At 43.4% G+C, this 22,005-nt stretch carries 18 protein-coding genes; 11 read left to right on the top strand and 7 right to left on the bottom strand.

The genetic code is table 11. The features are described 5' to 3' along the window. Nucleotides 1–742: 742 nt before the first annotated feature. The 3 genes from BUC01_RS22690 to BUC01_RS22675 form a co-directional block, all read right to left on the bottom strand. A complete protein-coding gene (locus tag BUC01_RS22690; RefSeq protein WP_073314963.1) occupies nucleotides 743–2,650 on the bottom strand; it encodes an LruC domain-containing protein in 1,908 nt (635 codons plus the stop codon). A gap of 332 nt (nucleotides 2,651–2,982) precedes the next feature. Beyond that, entirely contained in the window at nucleotides 2,983–3,651 is a 669-nt protein-coding gene (locus BUC01_RS22685) for a bifunctional 4-hydroxy-2-oxoglutarate aldolase/2-dehydro-3-deoxy-phosphogluconate aldolase (RefSeq protein ID WP_007213439.1), read from the bottom strand. A 193-nt stretch (nucleotides 3,652–3,844) separates the two neighbouring features. Further along, nucleotides 3,845–4,870 (bottom strand): sugar kinase, encoded by a 1,026-nt coding sequence (locus BUC01_RS22675; RefSeq protein WP_025834291.1) that lies wholly within the window; start codon nucleotides 4,868–4,870, stop codon nucleotides 3,845–3,847. 246 nt (nucleotides 4,871–5,116) lie between these two features. On the opposite strand from BUC01_RS22675, the gene BUC01_RS22670 reads away from it, so the two are divergent. From BUC01_RS22670 to BUC01_RS22655, 4 genes are all read left to right on the top strand, one after another. Next, nucleotides 5,117–6,175 carry a LacI family DNA-binding transcriptional regulator gene (locus BUC01_RS22670; RefSeq protein WP_025834289.1) on the top strand — a complete coding sequence of 353 codons (1,059 nt, stop codon included), beginning with the start codon at nucleotides 5,117–5,119 and terminating at the stop codon, nucleotides 6,173–6,175. 42 nt (nucleotides 6,176–6,217) lie between these two features. Continuing rightward, nucleotides 6,218–7,708 (top strand): UxaA family hydrolase, encoded by a 1,491-nt coding sequence (locus BUC01_RS22665; RefSeq protein ID WP_025834288.1) that lies wholly within the window; start codon nucleotides 6,218–6,220, stop codon nucleotides 7,706–7,708. Between the two features lie 367 nt (nucleotides 7,709–8,075). Then, complete coding sequence (locus tag BUC01_RS22660; RefSeq protein ID WP_073314961.1) at nucleotides 8,076–9,389, top strand: Na+/H+ antiporter NhaC family protein; 1,314 nt, start codon at nucleotides 8,076–8,078, stop codon at nucleotides 9,387–9,389. A gap of 229 nt (nucleotides 9,390–9,618) precedes the next feature. After that, nucleotides 9,619–9,864 carry an RNA recognition motif domain-containing protein gene (locus tag BUC01_RS22655; protein WP_025834286.1) on the top strand — a complete coding sequence of 82 codons (246 nt, stop codon included), beginning with the start codon at nucleotides 9,619–9,621 and terminating at the stop codon, nucleotides 9,862–9,864. Between the two features lie 74 nt (nucleotides 9,865–9,938). On the opposite strand, the gene BUC01_RS22650 is transcribed toward BUC01_RS22655, so the two are convergent. The 3 genes from BUC01_RS22650 to BUC01_RS22640 form a co-directional block, all read right to left on the bottom strand. Then, a complete protein-coding gene (locus BUC01_RS22650; RefSeq protein WP_073314959.1) occupies nucleotides 9,939–10,820 on the bottom strand; it encodes a DUF6845 domain-containing protein in 882 nt (293 codons plus the stop codon). A 37-nt stretch (nucleotides 10,821–10,857) separates the two neighbouring features. Next, nucleotides 10,858–11,961: a toxin-antitoxin system YwqK family antitoxin gene (locus BUC01_RS22645; protein WP_243462654.1), complete on the bottom strand. Its 1,104-nt coding sequence runs from the start codon at nucleotides 11,959–11,961 to the stop codon at nucleotides 10,858–10,860. 169 nt (nucleotides 11,962–12,130) lie between these two features. Then, a complete protein-coding gene (locus BUC01_RS22640; protein ID WP_073314957.1) occupies nucleotides 12,131–13,801 on the bottom strand; it encodes a tetratricopeptide repeat protein in 1,671 nt (556 codons plus the stop codon). 173 nt (nucleotides 13,802–13,974) lie between these two features. Between BUC01_RS22640 and BUC01_RS22635 the strand changes: the two genes are divergently transcribed. From BUC01_RS22635 to BUC01_RS22605, 7 genes are all read left to right on the top strand, one after another. Further along, entirely contained in the window at nucleotides 13,975–14,529 is a 555-nt protein-coding gene (locus BUC01_RS22635) for a 30S ribosomal protein S16 (protein ID WP_025834284.1), read from the top strand. Nucleotides 14,530–14,737: 208 nt separating this feature from the next. After that, on the top strand, nucleotides 14,738–15,832 hold the full coding sequence (locus BUC01_RS22630; RefSeq protein WP_073314955.1) for a TlpA disulfide reductase family protein: 1,095 nt from the start codon (nucleotides 14,738–14,740) through the stop codon (nucleotides 15,830–15,832). Nucleotides 15,833–16,139: 307 nt separating this feature from the next. Next, on the top strand, nucleotides 16,140–18,347 hold the full coding sequence (locus BUC01_RS22625) for an anaerobic ribonucleoside triphosphate reductase (RefSeq protein ID WP_025834282.1): 2,208 nt from the start codon (nucleotides 16,140–16,142) through the stop codon (nucleotides 18,345–18,347). A gap of 62 nt (nucleotides 18,348–18,409) precedes the next feature. Further along, nucleotides 18,410–18,919: an anaerobic ribonucleoside-triphosphate reductase activating protein gene (nrdG, locus tag BUC01_RS22620; RefSeq protein ID WP_025834280.1), complete on the top strand. Its 510-nt coding sequence runs from the start codon at nucleotides 18,410–18,412 to the stop codon at nucleotides 18,917–18,919. A gap of 101 nt (nucleotides 18,920–19,020) precedes the next feature. After that, nucleotides 19,021–19,788, top strand: coding sequence for a threonine/serine exporter family protein (locus tag BUC01_RS22615; RefSeq protein WP_073314953.1), 768 nt, complete (start codon nucleotides 19,021–19,023; stop codon nucleotides 19,786–19,788). Next, nucleotides 19,785–20,279 (top strand): threonine/serine exporter family protein, encoded by a 495-nt coding sequence (locus BUC01_RS22610; protein WP_073314951.1) that lies wholly within the window; start codon nucleotides 19,785–19,787, stop codon nucleotides 20,277–20,279. Before BUC01_RS22615 ends, BUC01_RS22610 begins: the two co-directional genes overlap by 4 nt. A 30-nt stretch (nucleotides 20,280–20,309) precedes the next feature. Then, entirely contained in the window at nucleotides 20,310–21,032 is a 723-nt protein-coding gene (locus BUC01_RS22605; protein ID WP_073314949.1) for a DUF6064 family protein, read from the top strand. A gap of 161 nt (nucleotides 21,033–21,193) precedes the next feature. Here BUC01_RS22605 and gpmA read toward each other — a convergent pair whose 3' ends face one another. Beyond that, nucleotides 21,194–21,937, bottom strand: a complete 744-nt coding sequence (gene gpmA / locus BUC01_RS22600) for a 2,3-diphosphoglycerate-dependent phosphoglycerate mutase (RefSeq protein WP_025834278.1) — start codon at nucleotides 21,935–21,937, stop codon at nucleotides 21,194–21,196. Nucleotides 21,938–22,005 lie beyond the last annotated feature (68 nt).

The raw sequence follows: 22,005 nt of genomic DNA, 5'->3' as shown, positions 1-22,005 counted from the left end.
GTTTAGGGGAGTCGGAGATATACCATTCTTTATTTTTAGATTATGCAAACTGACAGCGTAAATTTAACATACCCACAGGGTTTTCGGACTGACCCCTTTAAAGTATTCATTTGAATACAATTGCAACAAAGATAATCAAAAGAAATAAAAACCGAACAAAAGTTGTAGAAAGAGAAGTATATAACAAAAAAACGAGCAAGCTCTCACGAACCTCTCGCCTCTGTAAGAAAAGCCATAGAGGCTTTTCTTTTAACTGCATCTAAAACTTGTTACCTAAAAATCAATCTTCTTTTTACCTAAAAATTCAACTACCTATAAAAACACAATCTTCTTCTTTACCTTTTCTATAACTAATTACCTAAATTCCTTAATCCAAATTCTAGCCTATGAAAAACTATTAACTAATCTTTTTACCTAACTAATTCCTTTATTGAAAACCAAAAACTAATTTATTTAAAAGTCAAAATCATGAGCAGTTTCTCAACTGCGATACAAAGGTAAGAAGATTTTCCGTGCTCGCAAACAGTTACATACGAAACGACATGTTTTATAACATCTTTTTAAATTTATCTAGTTTCGTTTACGGTTTCTATTGTTTCAGAACGAGTTTGAAGCCATCTGTCAGCGTTTCCATAAATAGTATTTTTCGATTGATTGACATTGACTAAACAAAAGTATAAAAAAGAGTTTCATCTATGACAAAGCATAGATAAAACTCTTTCTCTATCGAAAAAGTGTTTAGTTATTTTTTCTTTACATACCAATTTTGATTTGAATCACCTTTCGATTTTACCCAATCGATGAAACCCGGATAGGTATCATATATCTTCACATTTTCTGCAGGTACTTCAAATTCAAGAGTAGGAAGATTAATACCATACGGCATAAGTTCAACTTCTCCATTGTAACGTGCGATATAATAAACTCCACCACCTACATTCGACACATCATCCTGTGTATTGAAAAGTCCCATATCAGCTTCGTCCGTAGGGGGATAATTCACCAAGTGCACTTCGTGGTTCCTGCTATTGACAAATATGAACGGATTATAAGGAGGAGTTACATTCTCAACATCATCCAGTTCAATGGTAACAGTATACTTCTTATTTAGAACATTCTTGATATTATCAAACAAGATAATGGTAGGATGAGATTGTTCCGTTTCCACTTTCCATCCTTCAGGACCGGTCACCTTAATACTCTTCATCTGCCCCGGATTAAGAGTATGGAGCTGATATCCAAACCCACAAGTATAAGTACCTCCATTATGAATAGGAGTGAACTCATCCACTATTTTATAAATTTTATTGGTCTGAGTTTTCTTATAAACAGTAGATTTATAAGTCATCATCACATCGTTCATATCATAATCACCTTCAGAAGGCCACTGATCTTCATAAGCCAAAGTACCCTTGGTGGTGGTGGTAACATTGGTGGGAGGCTCAACAGGTGGCAATTCAGGGCTTTCGGTATCAATAGCATCCGATTCCGCTATCTTTAAATAAAAAGTGGCATCACAATAGTCATAATCTACATTATCCTCAAAGCCAATAGCAACAATTTGGTTCGCACTTCCATGACGCAAAGCTACTACACGCTGCTTATTATCGGAATTCATTGAACTATATGAATAACGAGTGGTATACCTCTTCACAAGATCACCTTCATAAAAGCCCTGTCCTTCCAAACACCATCCAACAGTAACACCTGCCGGAAATTTATCTTCATATTGCTGAGTTTCTTCATTCCAGTACTTCAATTTTACGGCATGACCACATAACAGTGAACCCACACGTTGACCATTAGAAACTTTAGAAATGGGCGAAGCATTGGGAAACGCAACTATTCTTTTTACTTTATCGGCTGTTGGAATAGTGCCGGTAGGATAAGTAAAGTAACCCACAGTATTATTCCAGCCTGCACTACTATTAACAAATACAAGGCTCAATTCAGTAGCTTTAGTAATCTTAATTTCAGAAGTAGCATTATTATTAAACCAATCAGGATAAGCTGTCGTAATAGAGTAATTACCATTTTTTGTATATGTTCCTCTAATGCTATACAACACCTCGGCCGATGGTAAGCTTAATTCAGTCTCTATATTGGACGGATATCCGTATTGATCCCAGTCAACTCCCGGCAAAATAGTCCAATCATCCACATAATTATGCCCGTTGGACGTCACTCCTCTTGTCTTTGTCTGCAATGCAGCAATATATTTTGCCTGGTTAAAGTCTATTCCACTATCCGAAACAGTCAATTTTACCGGTGACACAGCCCCCATATAATCGCTGTAAAGCCATACTTCCGTAAGAGCAGCAGAAAGAGTTGCCGTATCTGCATATTTTCCTTGCTTATCAGTGGCAGCGGCAAAAATAGGATCGAGTTCTTCATCCTTTATCCAGGAACCATCCACTTCTTTCATCGGATTTTGATCGTAGAGCTCAAAAATGATATAATAATCATTCGTAAAGCCATAATCCACACTCATCTCAACATCTTTAGTTAAGTTAAAGTCAAAAACCTCCGTCGGCTTCAAAGGCTCATTTTTATGCTCCCCCTGATATACATCTTTGTCTGTGCAACTATTTAGTGTCAGTGCAGAAATGGATAACACAAATACAAGCTGTTTGATTTTTCGCTGTTTCATATATTCTATTTTAAATTGTAATTCTATAAACGTTAAGTCCGTTGCAAATATAGGCAAAAAACGACAATATCTACAAGTTTTCCAAAAATAAAATAATAATATACACAAGTAATTGAAGTCGCAAAAAGTATAGAATATACAAGTTTATTAGATAAAGAGAGGGTTAGATTGAAGTTTATCTGATAAAAGAATAAAGAAACAAATGAATCCGCAGCTATTAGTCACAAAAAAAAATTATGCTTATACATAAAAAAACAAACCACTGGAGTGGCATTGACCTGCCAACTCCAATGGTTGTCCCCTTTAAACACCTTTAAACAAAATGAAATTTCTTATTTTCTTGCTTCTGCGATATAAGCCAGTGCTTCTTTACATTTTTCCGTAACATAAGTCCAGTCTTCCGCAGCAACTTTATCGTTCGGGAAGAGTTTTGAACCCATACCTACGCAGAACACACCGGCTTTGATCCATGAAGTCAGGTTTTCCTGAGTAGGTTCTACCCCACCGGTTACCATCAGCTTAGACCAAGGCATCGGAGCCAACAGACCTTTTACAAGCTTTGCACCAAGAACGTCACCCGGGAATATCTTGCAAAGGTCGCAGCCTGCTTCCTGAGCGAAACCCACTTCTGAAACGCTTCCGCATCCCGGAGTGTAGGCAACCAGACGACGGTTGCAGATCTTGGCAATCTCAGGATTGAACAACGGACCTACAACGAAGTTGGCGCCCAACTGCAAATAAAGGGCAGCCGTTGCAGGATCAACAATAGAGCCTACGCCCATCGCCATCTCCGGACATTCTTTTGCCGCAAACTTCACAACTTCAGCAAATACTTCGTGAGCAAAGTCACCGCGGTTAGTAAATTCGAACGCACGAACACCACCCTCATAACAAGCTTTCACTACCTTCTTCGCTACTTCTGCATCCTTATGATAGAAGACGGGCACCATTCCGGTAGAACCGATCTTATTTAATACTGCTATTTTATCAAACTTAGCCATATTTTTATTTACTATTTAACGATTTACTATTTACTATTTAAATGTTTTGCTTTGTACTATTGAACTATTTATTCATCCTTGCCTTCATAGTGGTTATCGAACTGATTATTATCTTCAGAAGTTCCTCATTTTCCCGATATAAATCAGACAGCAACTAAATAGTAAATTGTAAATAGTCCAATAGTAAATAAATTTATCTCTGTACACGTCCGCTTGCATCACCACCGGCCAATGCTTCCACTTCTTCTGCCGATACCAGATTGAAGTCGCCATTGATGGTGTGCTTCAATGCAGAAGCGGCTACTGCAAATTCAAGGGCCGCACCCTGATTGGGCTTCGTCAGCAATCCGTGGATAATACCACCGGAGAAAGAGTCACCGCCACCTACACGGTCGATAATCGGGTTGATGTCATAGCGTTTTGATTCGTAGAACTCTTCGCCGTTATAGATCATTGCTTTCCAGCCGTTGTGGCTTGCAGAGAATGATTCACGCAAAGTAGAGATAACATATTTAAAGCCGAATTCCTTAGCCATTGCCTTGAAGATGCCCTTGTAGCCTTCAGCATCAGTCTTTCCACCCTCTACGTCAGCATCGGGTTTGAAGCCCAGACAGAGTTCAGCATCTTCTTCGTTACCGATACAAACGTCTACGTATTGCATCAAAGGCTTCATGATAGACTGAGCTTTCTCTTTCGTCCAGAGTTTCTTACGGAAGTTAAGATCGACGGATACCGTAACGCCGTGACGTTTTGCAGCTTCACAAGCCAGTTTAGTCAGTTCGGCAGCTTTGTCGGAGATGGCGGGAGTAATACCTGACCAGTGGAACCAGTCGGCACCTTCCATGATTGCATCGAAATCGAAGTCTGCGGCATCAGCTTCAGCGATGGCAGAATGTGCGCGGTCGTAAATTACCTTGCTGGGACGCATGGAAGCACCGGTTTCGAGGTAGTAGATACCTACGCGGTCACCACCACGGGCAATGAAGTCTGTCTTTACACCATATTTACGCAGTGCGTTCACAGCTGATTGACCGATTTCGTGTTTCGGCAATTTAGTCACAAAGTAAGCATCATGTCCGTAGTTAGCACAGCTGACAGCAACATTTGCTTCACCACCACCATATACTACATCAAAAGAATCAGACTGAACGAAACGAGTGTTTCCCGGAGTGGACAGTCTCAACATGATCTCGCCTAATGTAACGACTTTCTTTCCCATAATCTTATTTATTTTTTATATGTGATTAATTTATAAGTTTCAATTTATCATTTTAAGGGCAAAAACGCGATTAAACACCTGATTCCATGAAGAGTACAGCAAAAAGCGGTTTGTTCTCCATAGCTTTCGTGTGCGGGCACAAAGATACAACAATTTTCGTAATTACAAAAATTGTCATATATTTGTGTCGAAAATATTAAGATTATTATTGTGCGCGGACACAAGTTCCGATAAATTATAAAATATATGGGGTCTGAAAGAATACGTATCAAAGATATCGCCAAAATGGCGGATGTATCAGTGGGGACAGTAGATCGTGTGATACACGGGCGTAGCGGTGTGTCGGAAGCCAGCCGGAAACGGGTGGAGGAAATTCTGAAACAGCTGGATTACCAACCTAACATGTATGCCAGTGCATTGGCATCGAACAAGAAATACACTTTCTCCTGTTTATTGCCGCAGCATGAGAAGGGCGAATATTGGACGGCTGTGGAAGCGGGCATCCATGAGGCGCTGGTGACGTATTCGGACTTCAACATCTCCGTAAACCTCTCCTATTATGATCCGTTCGACTATCATTCGTTCGGTGATGTGGCCCAGAGCATTTTGGAGCAGGAGCCGGACGGAATCATGCTTGCCCCAACCGTACCACAATATACAAAGCCTTTTACAGAGGAACTGAACAAACGTTCTATACCTTATATATATATAGACTCGAATCTGAAAGACCAGCCTGCCCTCTCTTTCTTCGGACAGAATTCACATCAGAGCGGGTATTTCGCCGCAAAGATGATGATGTTGCTTGCCGGAGGGGAACGGGAGATCGTGATTTTCCGCAAGATAAACGAGGGTATCGTGGGTTCTAACCAACAGGAACGCCGGGAGATCGGCTTCCGGGAGTATATGTTGAAGTATCATCCCGATTGCCGCATCTGGGAACTGAACCTGCATGCCAAACGGGACAGCGATGATGCACAGATGCTGGATGAGTTTTTCAGAAAACATCCGGATGTAAAGAACGGTATTACTTTCAATTCGAAAGTGTATATCGTCGGAGAGTATTTACTGAAGCAAAAGAAAACGGATTTCAATCTGATGGGGTATGACTTGCTGGAACGTAACGTAAACTGCCTGAAACAGGGAAGCGTCTTCTTCCTCATCGCCCAACAGCCGGAACTTCAGGGATTTGACGGCATCAAAGCGCTGTGCGACCACCTGATTTTCAAGAAGGAAGTGCCGAGAGAAAATTTCATGCCGATTGACTTGTTGACGAAGGAGAATATAGAGTTCTACTCGAATAAGTGATGGGAAATAAGTAATAAGTAGTAACTAACTAAAAACAAGAATATGGAAACGAAGTACCTTAAAATCAATCCTGCGGATAATGTAGCAGTAGCAATCGTGACACTGCCGGCAGGAGAAAAACTCACAGTGGACGGGGTGGAAATCACACTGAATGAGGAAGTTCCCGCCGGACACAAATTTGCATTGAAAGACTTTGCGGAAGGCGAAAACGTCATCAAATACGGTTATCCCATCGGTCATGCGCGTATGGCAAAAAAGCAGGGCGACTGGATGAATGAAAACAATATCCAAACCAACCTGGCAGGACTGCTGGATTATACATATAATCCGACAAGCGTCACACTGGATATACCGCACAAAGATTTGACTTTCAAAGGATATCGCCGTAAGAATGGCGATGTGGGTATCCGTAACGAAATCTGGATTATCCCGACTGTGGGCTGTGTGAACGGTATCATCAATCAGCTTGCCGAAGGTCTGCGCCGGGAAACGGGCGGCAAAGGGGTGGATGCTATTATGGCGTATCCGCATAATTACGGCTGTTCGCAGTTGGGCGACGACCATGAGAACACGAAGAAGATTCTGCGTGACATGGTGTTGCATCCCAATGCAGGCGCAGTGCTGGTGGTAGGATTGGGTTGTGAGAACAATCAACCGGACGTATTCCGTGAATTTCTGGGTGAATACGATGAAGACCGCGTGAAGTTTATGGTGACACAGAAGGTGGGTGACGAATACGAAGAAGGTATGAACCTGCTGCGCGAATTATACGAGAAAGCAAGCAAGGATGAACGCGTAGATGTGCCTCTGAGTGAGTTGCGCGTCGGCCTGAAATGCGGCGGTTCGGATGGTTTCTCCGGCATCACGGCTAACCCGTTGCTGGGTATGTTCTCCGACTTCCTGGTAGCGCAAGGAGGTACGAGTGTATTGACGGAGGTACCGGAAATGTTCGGTGCGGAAACCATACTGATGAACCGCTGCCGCAATAAAGAGCTGTTTGAGGAAACAGTGAAACTGATAAATGACTTCAAAGAGTATTTCCTATCACACGGTGAACCGGTGGGCGAAAATCCGTCTCCGGGAAATAAAGCCGGCGGTATCTCAACATTGGAAGACAAGGCGCTGGGATGCACACAGAAGTGCGGTAAAAGTTATGTAGAAGGTGTACTGCCGTACGGTGAACGCCTGAAAGTGAAAGGATTGAACCTGTTATCGGCTCCGGGCAATGACCTGGTGGCAGCAACAGCACTGGCTTCCTGCGGTTGCCACATGGTACTGTTTACCACGGGACGCGGTACGCCGTTCGGTACGTATGTACCGACTATGAAGATTTCAACCAATTCCACATTGGCGAAAAACAAACCGGGCTGGATCGACTTCAACGCCGGAGTTATCGTGGAGAACGAACCGATGGAAAAGACTTGTGAGCGGTTTATCGATTACATCATCCGGGTAGCAAGCGGTGAATTCGTAAATAATGAGAAGAAAGGCTATAAGGAGATCGCAATTTTCAAGACGGGAGTTACTTTATAAATTTAAGGTTGAAAATTAAAAAATAAAAAAAGAACCAGAGGGGCGGAACAATTCAGAGGTTCCGCCCTTTTGGTTTTACAGGGCAACCGCATAAAAAGCTTGCTTCATTTTTTTTCGGTTTTGAACGAAGTGATGATTTATTTTTTAGACGCGGATGACACGGATGACGCAGATTTTTTATTTATTGATGTGACAGCGCAGCCTTTAAATCCGTGTCATCCGTGTCATCTGCGTCTAAGAGATTGAATACATAGGCTAAAATCATTTACCTCATTTCTGTACGAATACGAGCCAACTTTTGATACGGTTACCCTGGTTCTGCACTCGATTTACATTATCTTTGCACCGTTTTTAAAAACTTGAATTCTTGGAAACTACAAATACAACAAATAAGAAGAAAGGCGGATGGTGGGCATTAAGTCCGCTGGCGGTATTTTTATGCCTGTATCTGGTGACCTCACTGATTGTCAATGATTTCTATAAAGTGCCCATTACGGTGGCATTCCTGTTGTCATCCTGCTATGCCATTGCACTGACGCGCGGACTGAGCCTTGAAAAGCGGATATATCAGTTCTCCGTAGGAGCCAGTAACAAGAATATCATATTAATGATATGGATATTCATCCTCGCCGGAGCTTTCGCACAAAGCGCCAAACAGATGGGGGCAATCGACGCAACTGTGAATCTGACACTGAGCATCCTGCCGGACAACCTCTTACTGGCAGGTATCTTCATTGCCGCCTGTTTCATTTCACTTTCCATAGGTACCAGTGTAGGGACAATCGTGGCACTTACCCCCGTAGCCATCGGACTGGCGGAAAAGACGGGAATCGACTTGCCGTATATGGTGGCCGTTGTAGTAGGCGGATCATTTTTCGGGGATAATCTCTCATTTATTTCAGATACGACAATAGCATCCACCAAAACACAGGATTGCGTTATGCGCGATAAATTCCGGGTAAACTTTATGATTGTAGTGCCGGCTGCACTGATTGTGCTATGTATCTATATATTCCAGGGATTATCCATATCAGCTCCCGCACAGACGCAGGCGATTGAATGGATAAAAGTTATCCCCTATCTTATTGTTCTGGGTACGGCAGTGGCGGGTGTCAATGTAATGCTGGTTCTGCTACTGGGCATTCTCAGCACAGGCATCATAGGCATTGCCAGCAGCGGAACGGACATGGGCACGGCTTTCTTCGACTGGTTCGGTGCCATGGGAACAGGCATCACAGGAATGGGCGAACTTATCATCATCACCCTGCTTGCCGGAGGCATGCTCGAAACCATCCGTTACAACGGAGGCATAGACTTCATCATCTCCCGGCTGACACGTCACGTAAAAGGCAAGCGAGGGGCAGAACTAAGTATTGCCGCCCTTGTCAGCATAGCCAATCTATGCACGGCAAACAATACTATCGCCATCATTACAACCGGACCGATAGCCAAAGACATCGCCCTGCGCTTCCACCTCGACCGGCGGAAAACAGCCAGCATCCTGGATACTTTCTCCTGCCTGATACAAGGTATCATTCCTTATGGAGCCCAATTGCTGATTGCAGCGGGATTGGCCGGCATCTCCCCCATCAGCATCATCGGCAGTTTGTATTATCCGTTTACAATGGGAATATGTGCATTGCTGGCTATATTGGTGAGATATCCGAGAAGATATTCGTGAAGTTTTGTTTTTTTTTATGCAAAAATGAATATTTCGAAAAAAAAGATAGCAAAAGATAGTGCATTATTGAAATAGAATGCGTTACTTTGTACCCGAACAATAAAAAAGTTTATTTGATTTGATTATTTCACATATGTACTTCCTCTGTATTGAGTATTTCCATCTCTGACCTAACAACTTCCAAAAACTTTGTTTATTGAATTATTAATTTATTATTTTATTTAGATTTATGAATTTGTATGTAGGTAACCTGAATTACAAGGTTAGAGAACAAGACTTGAGAGATGTTATGGAAGAGTACGGAACAGTAGACTCAGTAAGAATCATCACTGACCGTGAAACAAGAAGATCCAAAGGATTTGCATTCATCGAAATGCCGGATTCTACAGAAGCATCTAACGCTATCAATGCATTGAACGGTGCTGAATATGTAGGCCGTCCGATGGTTGTTAAAGAAGCATTACCGAAGAATTAATTATTCTCAGATAATACGTCACAGAAAAAGGATGAATTTCAATGAAGTTCATCCTTTTTTTTGTGCTATAATCCTCAATTTACGAAGCGATTGTAATCGTCGATTACATGATTATAATTATAAAGTAATTCTTTATACCCGCTTTCGGTAAACTTCCCATCACGCAAGTGCTTGCGAAGTTCACCCAGGAACTTATCAGTATCGTTAACCATGTCTTCATAACTCATCATTTCACTGGAATAGTCTTTCAACTTCTCTATCTTTGAAGCCGCCTCCTTCTGAGTATTCACAGCATCATACAAAGACTGCATTTGTTCTTTGGCAACATCCGAATCATAACCTTCAAGCACTGCCTCCAAAGAAGAAATCAATGCTTTCCCAGCCATGATATGGTCTTTCAGAGGATTATCCTTTAATGTCGCCTCTTCTGCCTTGTCGGCATAAGGGGTCACCAGAGCATAGATCCGCGCACGAAGTTCCTGTATCCGATTTCCTTGTTCTTCCTGATCGGCGGCTATTTCACGCCCCTTGGCATACTGGTCGTCCTTATAGTCTTCCGCCTTAATATATCGACAGTACTCTTCATAATTAGCATACACTTTGTTTGACGCATCCACATAAGCCAGGCAAAGCGCCTTCAAACTATCACGTACCGCATCCGGGAAACAGTCACCCGGATTCAGTAATGCCGTCGTGTCTTTACCCTGAAAATAAGAACGATTGACGATGGGAGCTATGACAAAGCCTTTACCGTCTTTTTTCATGTACGCCAACGTTTTGGAAATATCATCCGTCGTTACGAGTTTTTTCATCAGATCGACAGTGATGTTGTAGTAAGCGATAACTTCATTCGCATCTTCCTGACTATAACTCATGGAAGCTGCATCCTTGCCTTTACCGCCACACGAAGCAAGCAACAAAAGGCCTGCAACAGATAATGATACTAAGATTTTCATTTTACATTCAATTTTTAAACAGTTTATAATAAGTGTTTTATTCATCCCATTCTTTCTCAATCTTTCCGGTGGTATCATAAGAAATCCAATGTCCCGAGCGGCTGTCACTCCGGTACTGCCCTTTAGTTTTCAGAGTACCCGCTTTGATGCTCTGTTGCTTGTCTTCCTGATAAACAGCTTCGTATGGGCCATGCCTACGGTCGTTGACATAAGTATAAGTCTCAATGAAATCATTACGGTTACTGGTTACCCAAACGCGCTCCGTACCATTTTTCCGTCCGTTCTTATAATTCGTTTCACGCTTTGGCTTACCGGTAGAATAATCCAATAGAACAAAAAGTCCGTCTTTCTTTCCGGCTTTGTAATGCTGTATTTCTTCGCGTACACCACCGGCAAAGACTATTTTTTCACCGTCCAGCAAGTCGTTTGCATAGTTTTCAACAGAAAGCGTATCACCCAGGTCATTGAACTCCAACCAGCAACCGGTCTTCATCCCATTCTCATATTGTCCCAGAACCTTCGGAGTGTCCGTGTCGGCAAAGCGCTCCTCATACTTTCCCATACGTTTGCCATGCTCACAGGTATAAGTCCTGGTATAGTCGTATCTGGCTTGCAGATAAGCCCACTGCCGGCCATGCTCCAAACCATCTTCATAGTTATTGTCCGAGCGTACTTCACCGGTCTCATGGTTGTATTCTTTAAAATTGCCATGCTCCCTACCGTTTTTGAAGAATGCAGAACGAGATACTTTTCCATTTTGGAAATAAGAAATAACCGCCCCATCAAGAGTGTCATTACGGAAGGTGTACTCCTGGGTAAGTGCCCCGCCCACATATTCGCGGAATAAACCGTTTTTACGCCCTTCCTTATAAGAACCCTCCCGACGAAGCGCATTGCGGGAATATTCCTGATATTTTCCGTCGAACATGCCCTCCTTGAATTCAGCCTGCACATATTGCGAACGATAACCGTCGATTATACGGAATTCACCGTTCAGAGGTTTCTCCTTTTTGGCATCACGGTAGAGAAAGCGTCCGTCACCCAGGTTTATTTCGGAAACTTCATTAACCTGATAGAGTTTCTGCGCTAATAAGGGAAAAGTACATACCAGTAACAGGCATATAGCTAAAACTTTTTTCATTGTCATACTCATATGTGTTCTTAATTTTGTTTATGCCGCAAAATTAAGGGGTAACAATGAAATCGGGAAATAAAACCGGGGGACAAATAAGAAGAAGAAAAACGTTGATTACAGGTCTAATTTTCAACCAGATAAAGAGTATTTACTCTTCAAAAGGCAGGGGGACAAATCAGAAATTCCGCAATAAATCCTCTAAAGTCATGCCACTTCCCGATCCTATTTTATCAACACGGATACGTTTGAGACGCTTCTTGACGGAATCCTTTTCCAAGTGCATGATCTGCGCCATTTCAGACTGTGATAATTGCATTTTCACCATGCAGCAATAGCGCAAATCTTCTTTGTTCAGTTCGGGATAAGATTCCCGCAAGCGCAAGGTGAAATTATTGAATATAGCATCGGCATTCTCAGTTATCACATCCCAGTCTTTATCCGAAAAGATGATGTTACCATTCTTTCTGACCTCCCCCACTTGCTGCAAAATGCTAAAATTCAGTTGCCGGAAAAAGGCGCCTTTCAATTCTCCCTCTTTCTGCTGAAGCTCATTTATCTTTTGCAAATTCTCCAGATGTTCTTCGCTGCGATGGCGCAACTCTTCTTGCTGGGCAATGATTTGCTCCTGCTGCCCGATAAGCTGTTTCTGCTGGACAATCAGACGGTGACGATTACGACGGTAAAAAATCAAATAAATACCTCCCGCCAACCACAAAAGAGTTACGGATACAGCTATAATCCAATACACCCGGTGTTTATGCTCGGCCACCTGAGCACGCCAACGCAGATTATCCGCCCGAAGTCGTTCATGCTGATAAAGACTCTGTAAAGCTATCAATTCGGAACTTTTGGTGGCAGTTTTTATGGAGTCATCTATCTGAGTGTATCGCAAAAGGTATTCATAAGCATCTTTATAACGCTTCATGGCATAGTAGGTATCTGCCATATTATAATAACGGGCTTCCTGGGTGAAAGGGTCGGGACAAGGTTCGGACTTAAGAAAGTAATGATAGGCGGAATCATATTGTCCCAGCTTGCCGAACATTGCGGCTTTTTCGGCATAATGGCCGGTGATGTTCGCAGAATCCGTGGGCGCACGATGCCGGAGAGCTTTATCCACATATTGCAAAGCAAGGGCATAGTCTCCTTTCTGAGTATAAATTCCCTGAAAACGCGTATATATATAAGGTAACTGGCTCGTCAGAGAATCGCGAAGAACAATTTCGTGCATGACTTCAGTATAATGCAAGGCACTGTCATACCGGCCGGAGAAGAGGTGACCGTAAGCGATGTCTCCCAGTGAAAGACACTCATAGGAAGCATTCTTCATGCGACGGGCCATCTCCAAGGCGTTCTGTGAATAACGTATTTTATCCTCGAACAGGCGTTCTTTTGCTGCCACTACCCCCGCCCAGGTGTTCACTAAATACCGCCAGTAATCACTCACCTGTTGCCCCTCCGAATAGGGCAAAGCCTCCAGAAAAAATTTCATAGCCTCTTCATTGCGCTGAAAAGAACGTGCCACCTGCCCCGCACAAAACAAGGCGCGGACAAGATGCACACTATCCGCAGAAGCACGGTAATAATCCAAAGCTACGGTAAGCAAAGTGTCGATTTCGCCCAGACGATCTTCATTACGAGCCACTTCGGCAGCCAACAAAGCATAAAGGGCGCGGTCGGATTCAGAAAAAGATCCCGGATGCTTTATTCCGGCAAGTATCAGACTTGCACTGTCTTTCAGGTTTTGTTCTATCAGTTCATCCGCACAATGCAAACGAACGTCAGTACGGCCACAAGCTCCAAATAACAATGCAATAATAGTTCCAAGTAGTAGTCTTTGCTTCATAATAGCAGTTATCGTTTTCGTGGCGACAAAGGTAATACAATTGCCCGAAATACAAGAGCCTTATAGAAAAAACGAGCGAACTCTTTGTCAATCAAAATAAAAGCCCTACCTTTGCAGCCGCTATTACGAGATAGTAGCATTATTCAAATCATTTATTAAAAACATTATTTAAAATGGCAACAAAAATCAGATTGCAAAGACATGGACGTAAAAGCTATGCTTTCTACTCTATCGTTATTGCAGACGTAAGAGCACCACGTGATGGTAAATTTATTGAGAAGATTGGTACGTACAATCCGAACACCAATCCTGCCACAGTAGATTTGAAGTTCGACCGCGCACTTGACTGGGTTATGAAAGGTGCACAACCTACTGACACTGTTCGTAACATCCTGTCACGCGAAGGCGTTTACATGAAGAAGCACCTTATGGGTGGTGTGGCTAAAGGCGCATTCGGTGAAGCAGAAGCTGACGCTAAATTCGAAGCCTGGAAGAACAACAAACAAAGCGGTCTGGCTGCTTTGAAAGCAAAAGACGAAGAAGCTAAGAAAGCTGAAGCAAAAGCACGTCTGGAAGCTGAAAAGAAAGTAAACGCTGAAAAAGCTAAAGCATTGGCTGAAAAGAAAGCTGCTGAAGAAGCAGAAAAAGCTGCTGCCGAAGCTCCCGCTGAAGAAGCTACAGAGGCTCCTGCCGAAGAAGCTCCCGCAGCTGAAGCTGCTGCTGAATAATAGTAAGCACAGTACGATTACAAAAAATGGGATTAAAACTATAAAATCCTCTCCGGTTATGCCGGAGGGGATTTTTTATTGATTATCTTTGCCCCCAAAGCGAAAATAAGCCGCACCTCAACACTAAAAATAAGCAAGCTTATTTTGTACTGTTTTCGGTTTGCATTATCTTTGTAGCCAACTATCATATTTATAAAAAATAGAAGCAATGAAAAAAATTATCTATCTGCTCGCTGTGGCTGCCATGGTTGTTGCCTGTAGCGGAAACAAAGGTTACGTGGTAACCGGAACTGTAGAGGGTGGAGCCGACGGTGACACTGTATACTTGCAAAAAGTAGAAGGCCGGAATCTTGTTAAAATGGATTCAGCTGTCATTACCAATGGAACATTCACTTTCAAAGGTGCGCAAGACACTGCCGTGAACCGTTACGTAACTTACAGACCCGCAGGTAAAGAAGGTATCTTAATGGACTTCTTCCTTGAAAATGGTAAAATCAACATCAGCCTGACACGTGATAACGACTCTGCTACCGGCACACCGAGCAATGACGCTTACCAGGAAATCAGAGCTCAGCTGAACAGCCTGAACAAGCAAATGATGACCATATACGAATCAATGTCAGATACTGCTCTCACCGACGAACAGCGTGAAGCCAAAATGAAAGAGATGAATGATCTGCAAGAGAAAACAATGGAAATCACCAAAGCAGGTATCGCCAAGAACATCACTAACCTGGTAGGCGTTCACTTGCTGAAGAACAACTATTACTATCTCGAAGTAGACGAACTCGACCCGCTGATGCCGCAAATCCCCGCTGAATTCGCCAATGATGAAGTAATCATCAAGATTAAAGAAAACGTAGAAAAGATGAAAGCTACTGCCGTAGGCCAGAAATTCACTGATTTCGCAATGGAAACCCCTGACGGAAAACCGGTGAAACTGTCTGACTATGCAGGTAAAGGCAAAGTTGTGCTCGTTGACTTCTGGGCAAGCTGGTGCGGTCCTTGCCGTCGTGAAATGCCGAACCTGGTAGACGCTTACGCCAAATACAAGAACAAAGGTTTTGAAATCGTTGGCGTATCTTTGGATCAGAATGGTGAAGCATGGAAAGAAGCTATCGAAAAACTGAACATCACCTGGCCGCAAATGTCCGACCTGAAATACTGGAACTGCGAAGGCGCTCAGTTATACGCAGTCAGCAGCATTCCCCACACTGTACTGATTGACGGCGAAGGAACAATCATCGCCCGCGGTTTACACGGTGAAGAATTACAGACTAAACTGGCTGAGATTATCAAATAACCTCTGCCTGGAAAAGAAATACCCTCGCTGGGAAATAACTTTTTGCTACATAGCTCCCCTGTTACAGACACTTGTAACAGGGGAGTTTTTTGTATCTGCCTATTACTTAGAGTTTTCCATTTTGTGCAACTTTAAAACAGTCATTAAAACGAAAAGTTTTCCAATTCAATCAAAAACACAACTAATAATCAAGCGATTAACATATTTTAAAGACACAAAAGTTTTCCAAAAACAAATACTTGTAGATAAGTTTATACCTTTGCAATCCCAATTAAAAGAATAAATAAACAATTAGATAAACTGAACCATGATACAGACTGTAATCAAAAGAGACGGACGCGTAGTAGGCTTCAACGAAGAAAAAATAGTAACTGCCATCCGTAAAGCAATGCTGCATACGGATAAAGGCGAAGACATGCAGCTGATACGCCAAATCACAGACCATATATCTTTCAAGGGAAGTGCACAAATGACAGTAGAAGCCATTCAGGATGCCGTAGAAATGGAATTGATGAAAAGTAGCCGCAAAGATGTGGCACAAAAATACATCGCCTACCGCAACCAGCGCAGCATCGCCCGCAAAGCAAAGACCCGTGATATGTTTCTGGAGATTATCGATATCAAATCCAACGACGTCACAAGGGAGAATGCCAACATGAATGCCGACACCCCGGCAGGTATGATGATGAAATTCGCCAGCGAAACCACCAAACCGTTTGTGGATGATTATCTGCTGAGCGACGAAGTGCTGGATGCCGTAAACAACAACTATCTGCATATTCATGATAAGGACTACTACCCCACCAAGAGTCTGACGTGCGTGCAACACCCGTTGGACCGCATTCTGAGTTGCGGTTTCTCTGCCGGACACGGTGAATCTCGTCCGGCCAAACGCATTGAAACGGCAAGTATCCTGGGCTGCATCTCATTGGAAACCGCCCAAAACGAAATGCATGGAGGCCAGGCAATCCCTGCATTCGACTTCTATCTGGCTCCTTACGTGCGCAACAGCTACATTGAGGAAATCAAAAACCTGGAAGAACTGAACGGCAAGGATTATTCGCATCTCTACCAGAAAGAACTTGCAGATTATCTGCAACAACCCCTGGACGGACTCACTGACGAGAAAAGAATCGTACAACATGCTGTCAACAAAACGGTAGCACGTGTGCATCAGTCCATGGAAGCATTCATCCATAATATGAATACCATTCATTCACGCGGTGGAAACCAGGTTGTATTCAGTTCCATCAACTACGGTACAGACACTTCGGCAGAAGGACGCTGCATCATCCGCGAATTACTGAAAAGTACCTATCAGGGCGTGGGCAATGGTGAAACAGCTATCTTCCCTATCCAGATATGGAAAAAGAAACGCGGTGTAAGTTATCTGCCGGAAGACCGGAACTTCGATCTTTACCAGCTCGCCTGCAAGGTGACGGCACGCCGTTTCTTCCCGAACTTCCTGAACCTGGACGCTACTTTCAATCAGAGCGAGGAATGGAAAGCGGAAGATCCGAAACGTTATCAGCATGAAGTGGCGACAATGGGCTGCCGCACACGTGTATTCGAGAACCGTTTCGGTCCGAAAACTTCTATCGGACGGGGAAACATTTCATTCTCCACAATCAACATCGTACGCCTCGCCATCGAGTGCATGGAAATCGCAGACGAAGAGTTGCGCATTGCCAAATTCTTCGCCAAACTAGACGAAATGCTCGAAGTAACCGCACGCCAGTTACACGAACGTATGGAATTCCAGAAAACTGCATTCGCCAAACAGTTCCCGCTGTTGATGTCTGCTTTATGGGTAGGCTGCGAAAAACTGAAACCTAACGATACAATCGCCTCAGTCATCAACCAGGGAACGCTGGGCATCGGTTTTATCGGGCTGGCGGAATGTCTCGTAGCTCTTACGGGAAAACACCACGGAGAATCGGAGAAATCACAGGAATTAGGAGTACGGATCGTGACATATATGCGTGACCGCGCCAACCAGTTCTCTGAACAGTATCACCACAACTACAGCGTGTTGGCTACACCCGCCGAAGGTTTATCGGGCAAGTTCACACGGGTAGACCGCAAGAAATACGGTGAACTGCCCGGAATCACGGACCGGGATTATTATACAAATTCCAACCACGTACCTGTATACTACAAGTGCAGTGCCCGCCATAAAGCGGAAATAGAAGCTCCTTACCATGATTTGACACGCGGCGGCCATATCTTCTACGTGGAGATAGACGGAGATGCAACACACAACCCGGAGGTTATTATGCGTGTAGTGGATATGATGGACCAGTACAACATTGGATATGGCTCGGTAAACCACAACCGCAACCGCTGCCTCGAATGTGGTTATGAGAACTCAACTCCCAACCTGGAAACTTGCCCGAAATGCGGAAGCAAACACATCGACAAGTTGCAACGCATCACCGGCTACCTGGTAGGTACCACCGACCGTTGGAACAATGCCAAACTTGCGGAACTGAACGACAGGGTGATTCATAACTAAAAATTGAATCTTCAATCTCCCACACAACATTTAATTTTTAACTTTCAATTTTTAATTCAACCGTGCTTTCAATTCTTGATATTATAGAAGATACTACAGTGGACGGTCCGGGCTTCCGGACCTCCATTTATGCAGCGGGCTGTCCGAACAGGTGTCCCGGTTGTCATAATCCTGAATCCTGGGACATTGACCGTGGGCGCTGGATGGCGACAGATGAAATACTTAAAAAGGTGCTTGCCGATAGTTTTGCAGATGTAACATTCAGCGGCGGAGACCCGATGTACCAACCGGAAGGATTCACGGAACTGGCACGTGCCATTAAAGAGAAGAGCAATAAGAATATCTGGTGCTATACAGGATATACCTTTGAAACTTTATTGCGCAATCCGCTTCAGTCCAAACTATTACAATACATTGACGTACTGGTAGACGGTAAATTCAAGCAGGAACTGCGGGACGAAAGCCTGTGTTTCCGTGGAAGCAAAAACCAACGTCTGATTGACGTGCCCGCTTCACTGAAGACAGGAGAGATCGTAACGTACAATTACAATCCGCTCCCCCGTATTGCCTGAAAAATGAATTATACTCTGCATTCTGTTTCTTTCTTTCCTCAAAAAGCCGTACCTTTGCGGCGCTTTTCAAGAATAGGTAACTTAGGATAACATTTTAGAGTATGAATTCGCCAAACGAATTAAAAGAAATTACCCGGTTTTTGCTGGAGTATGCCAATCGGCTTATGGGTTCGGGCGTGCACACCTCGCGTGTGATACGAAACACCCGCCGCATCGGAAAATCACTGGACGTAGACGTCAAGATGAGTCTTTTTCAAAAGACTATGGTTGTAAGCGTATGTGATATCGACAGCATGGAAGTTTACAATGAAGTAGCCATCATCCCCGCTTTCCCCATCAGCTTTGAATTAAATTCAGAACTAAGCGCACTCAGCTGGGAAGCTTACGACAATCGGCTTCCTTTAGAGACATTATGGGACAAATATGAGAAAATCATCTCCCGTCCCAAAATGGATCCGCTTTGTACACTCTTTCTGGTAGGCTTTGCCAATGCATCGTTCTGCGCCCTGTTCGGCGGAGACTGGACTGCACGCCTCATTGTCTTTTCTGCTACACTGATCGGTTTCTATATCAAACAAGTCATGCAGAAAAAGAAAATCAACCATTACCTTGTTTTCATAATTTCCGCCCTTGCAGCTTCTCTGGTTGCTTCTTCAGCCCTGACACTGGAAACTACCGCCGAAATAGCGATTGCGACAAGCGTACTATATTTGGTGCCGGGCGTACCCTTGCTGAACGGAGTCATCGACATCGTAGAAGGTCATGTACTGACCGGATGCACACGGCTTATCCAGGCATTGCTACTGGTGCTATGTATTGCTGTGGGACTTTCCTGTACACTTATGCTAATTAGAAACAGTTTATTATGATACTTATTGATATACTTACGGACGGCATGTTCGCCGCCATCGCAGCTATCGGTTTCGGAGCTATTTCCGATCCTCCTTTGCGTGCTTTCCCTTCCATTGCCCTGCTTGCCGCCATCGGTCACGCCCTGCGTTTCTGCCTGATGACGTATCTGGGCGTAGACATTGCGACCGCCTCTTTATTCGCTTCTTTCAGCATCGGCATGGGAAGCCTTGTGTTAGGGAAACGCATCTACTGCCCTATGACTGTACTTTATATTCCGGCACTGTTGCCCATGATTCCGGGTATGTATGCCTATAAAATCGTATTTTCACTCATCATGTTCATGCAGAACCTGAAAGTACCCGAACTGCAGGAAAAATATCTGATCGATTTATTCACAAATACGATTATCACTTGTAGCGTTATTTTCATGTTGGCGGTGGGCGCTACCATACCGCTGTTCCTGTTCATCAAACGGGCTTTTTCTATGACAAGACACGAAAAGAATTAAAAATTAAAAGTTTAAAATTAAAGATTGCGTATGGAAGTTTTTTGGAGAACAATCGCACAATACAACGAGGGGACTTGGATTGCCCAGGTTATTATCACTGTCATGGGCATTCTGCTGACCATACTTCTTTATCAAAAGCCTACCATGCTTGTGAAGCGGCTGATGAAGGGGTATATGGTGTTCCTGAACAGTTGGATTGCTATTGTCTATTATATGATTTATTGTGGTGAACGGAGTTATAACTATATACTTGCCATCTTCTGGGGAGTGATTGCTCTCATCTGGCTATGGGATCTTTTCACAAACTATACTCCGTTTGAACGTTATCACAAATACGATAAACTGACTTATGTATTGTATGCCATGCCGTTCCTCTACCCTCTTCTTTCATGGGCACGGGGCATGGAGTTTCCGATGATGACCACAAGTGTGATGCCTTGTTCGGTAGCTGTATTTACTATCGGGTTGTTACTGGCGTTTTCACGAAAGGTCAATCTGCTCGTCATTCTTTTCCTTTGCCACTGGGCTCTGATTGCTTTCTCAAAGGTTTATGTTTATAAGATCCCCGAAGATTTGCTGTTGGCAAGTGCAACCGTACCTGCCATTTATCTGTTCTTCAAGAATTACTTTGACCAAAATCTGCATAAGGAAACCAAACCAAGCGCAAAATATACGAACTGGATACTGATCGCACTATGTGTAGCAATCGGGATATTCCTGAGCGTAACAATATTTCATGAAGTAGTCGCTTGATTATTGAGCATTGATTCAAGAGGAGCTTATAAATGATAATTTATCGAAATGAAGAACTAAGAATGAAGAATGAAGAATTACCTTGCGGCATGCTTGCATAGCGCAGCCAAATTCTTCATTCTTCATTCATCATTCTTCATTAAATTATCATTTATCACGCTTCATGCCTTCCCCTGATTTGCTACCGCTTTCATCAGTTTCTTTATCTCCTCCGGATCTCCCAGGAAATAATCTTTCACCAGGTTGAGATCATCATCAAACTCAAAAACATATGGAACGGCAGTGGGCAAATTCAGTTTCACAATTTCTTCATCGGAAATGCCTTTCAGATGCTTGATAATACCACGCAGACTATTGCCATGCGCTACTACCAATAACTCGTTAGCGGTTTTCAAAGTTGGGAAAATCACACATTTCCAGTAAGGCATGATACGTTCAATGGTGTCCTTCAATGACTCGGTACGGGGTAATTCGGCATCGGGAACTTCATTATAGCGAACTTCAAAACGGGGATTACGAGGATCATCTTCACCAAGGGGATGCGGAGCCACATCATAGCTACGACGCCAGATTAAAACCTGTTCTTCACCATATTTGGCGGCCGTTTCGGCTTTGTTCAAACCTTGCAGCTGGCCGTAATGCTTCTCATTCAGACGCCATGATTTCTCTACCGGTATCCAGTCCTGATCCATACGGTCCAACACTGCATTCAGAGTTTTGACCGCACGTTTCAAATACGAGGTATATGCTTTGTCAAACTGGAAATCATTATCTATCAATAGCTGCCCGGCTCTTGTAGCTTCGGCAATACCCTTTTCCGTCAAGTCCACATCGGTCCAACCTGTGAAACGATTCTCTTTGTTCCATGCGCTCTCGCCGTGGCGGAGCAATACAATTTTCTTCATACGAATTTCTTTTTAATTAATCGTATAAATGAAACACGTATCTGCCGGAACTTGTTCAATAAAAAAAC

Source organism: Bacteroides stercorirosoris, from assembly GCF_900142015.1.
GTDB lineage: Bacteria > Bacteroidota > Bacteroidia > Bacteroidales > Bacteroidaceae > Bacteroides > Bacteroides stercorirosoris.
Note: the sequence above shows the minus strand (reverse complement) of the source record. Positions and strands in the feature narration are given on the sequence as shown.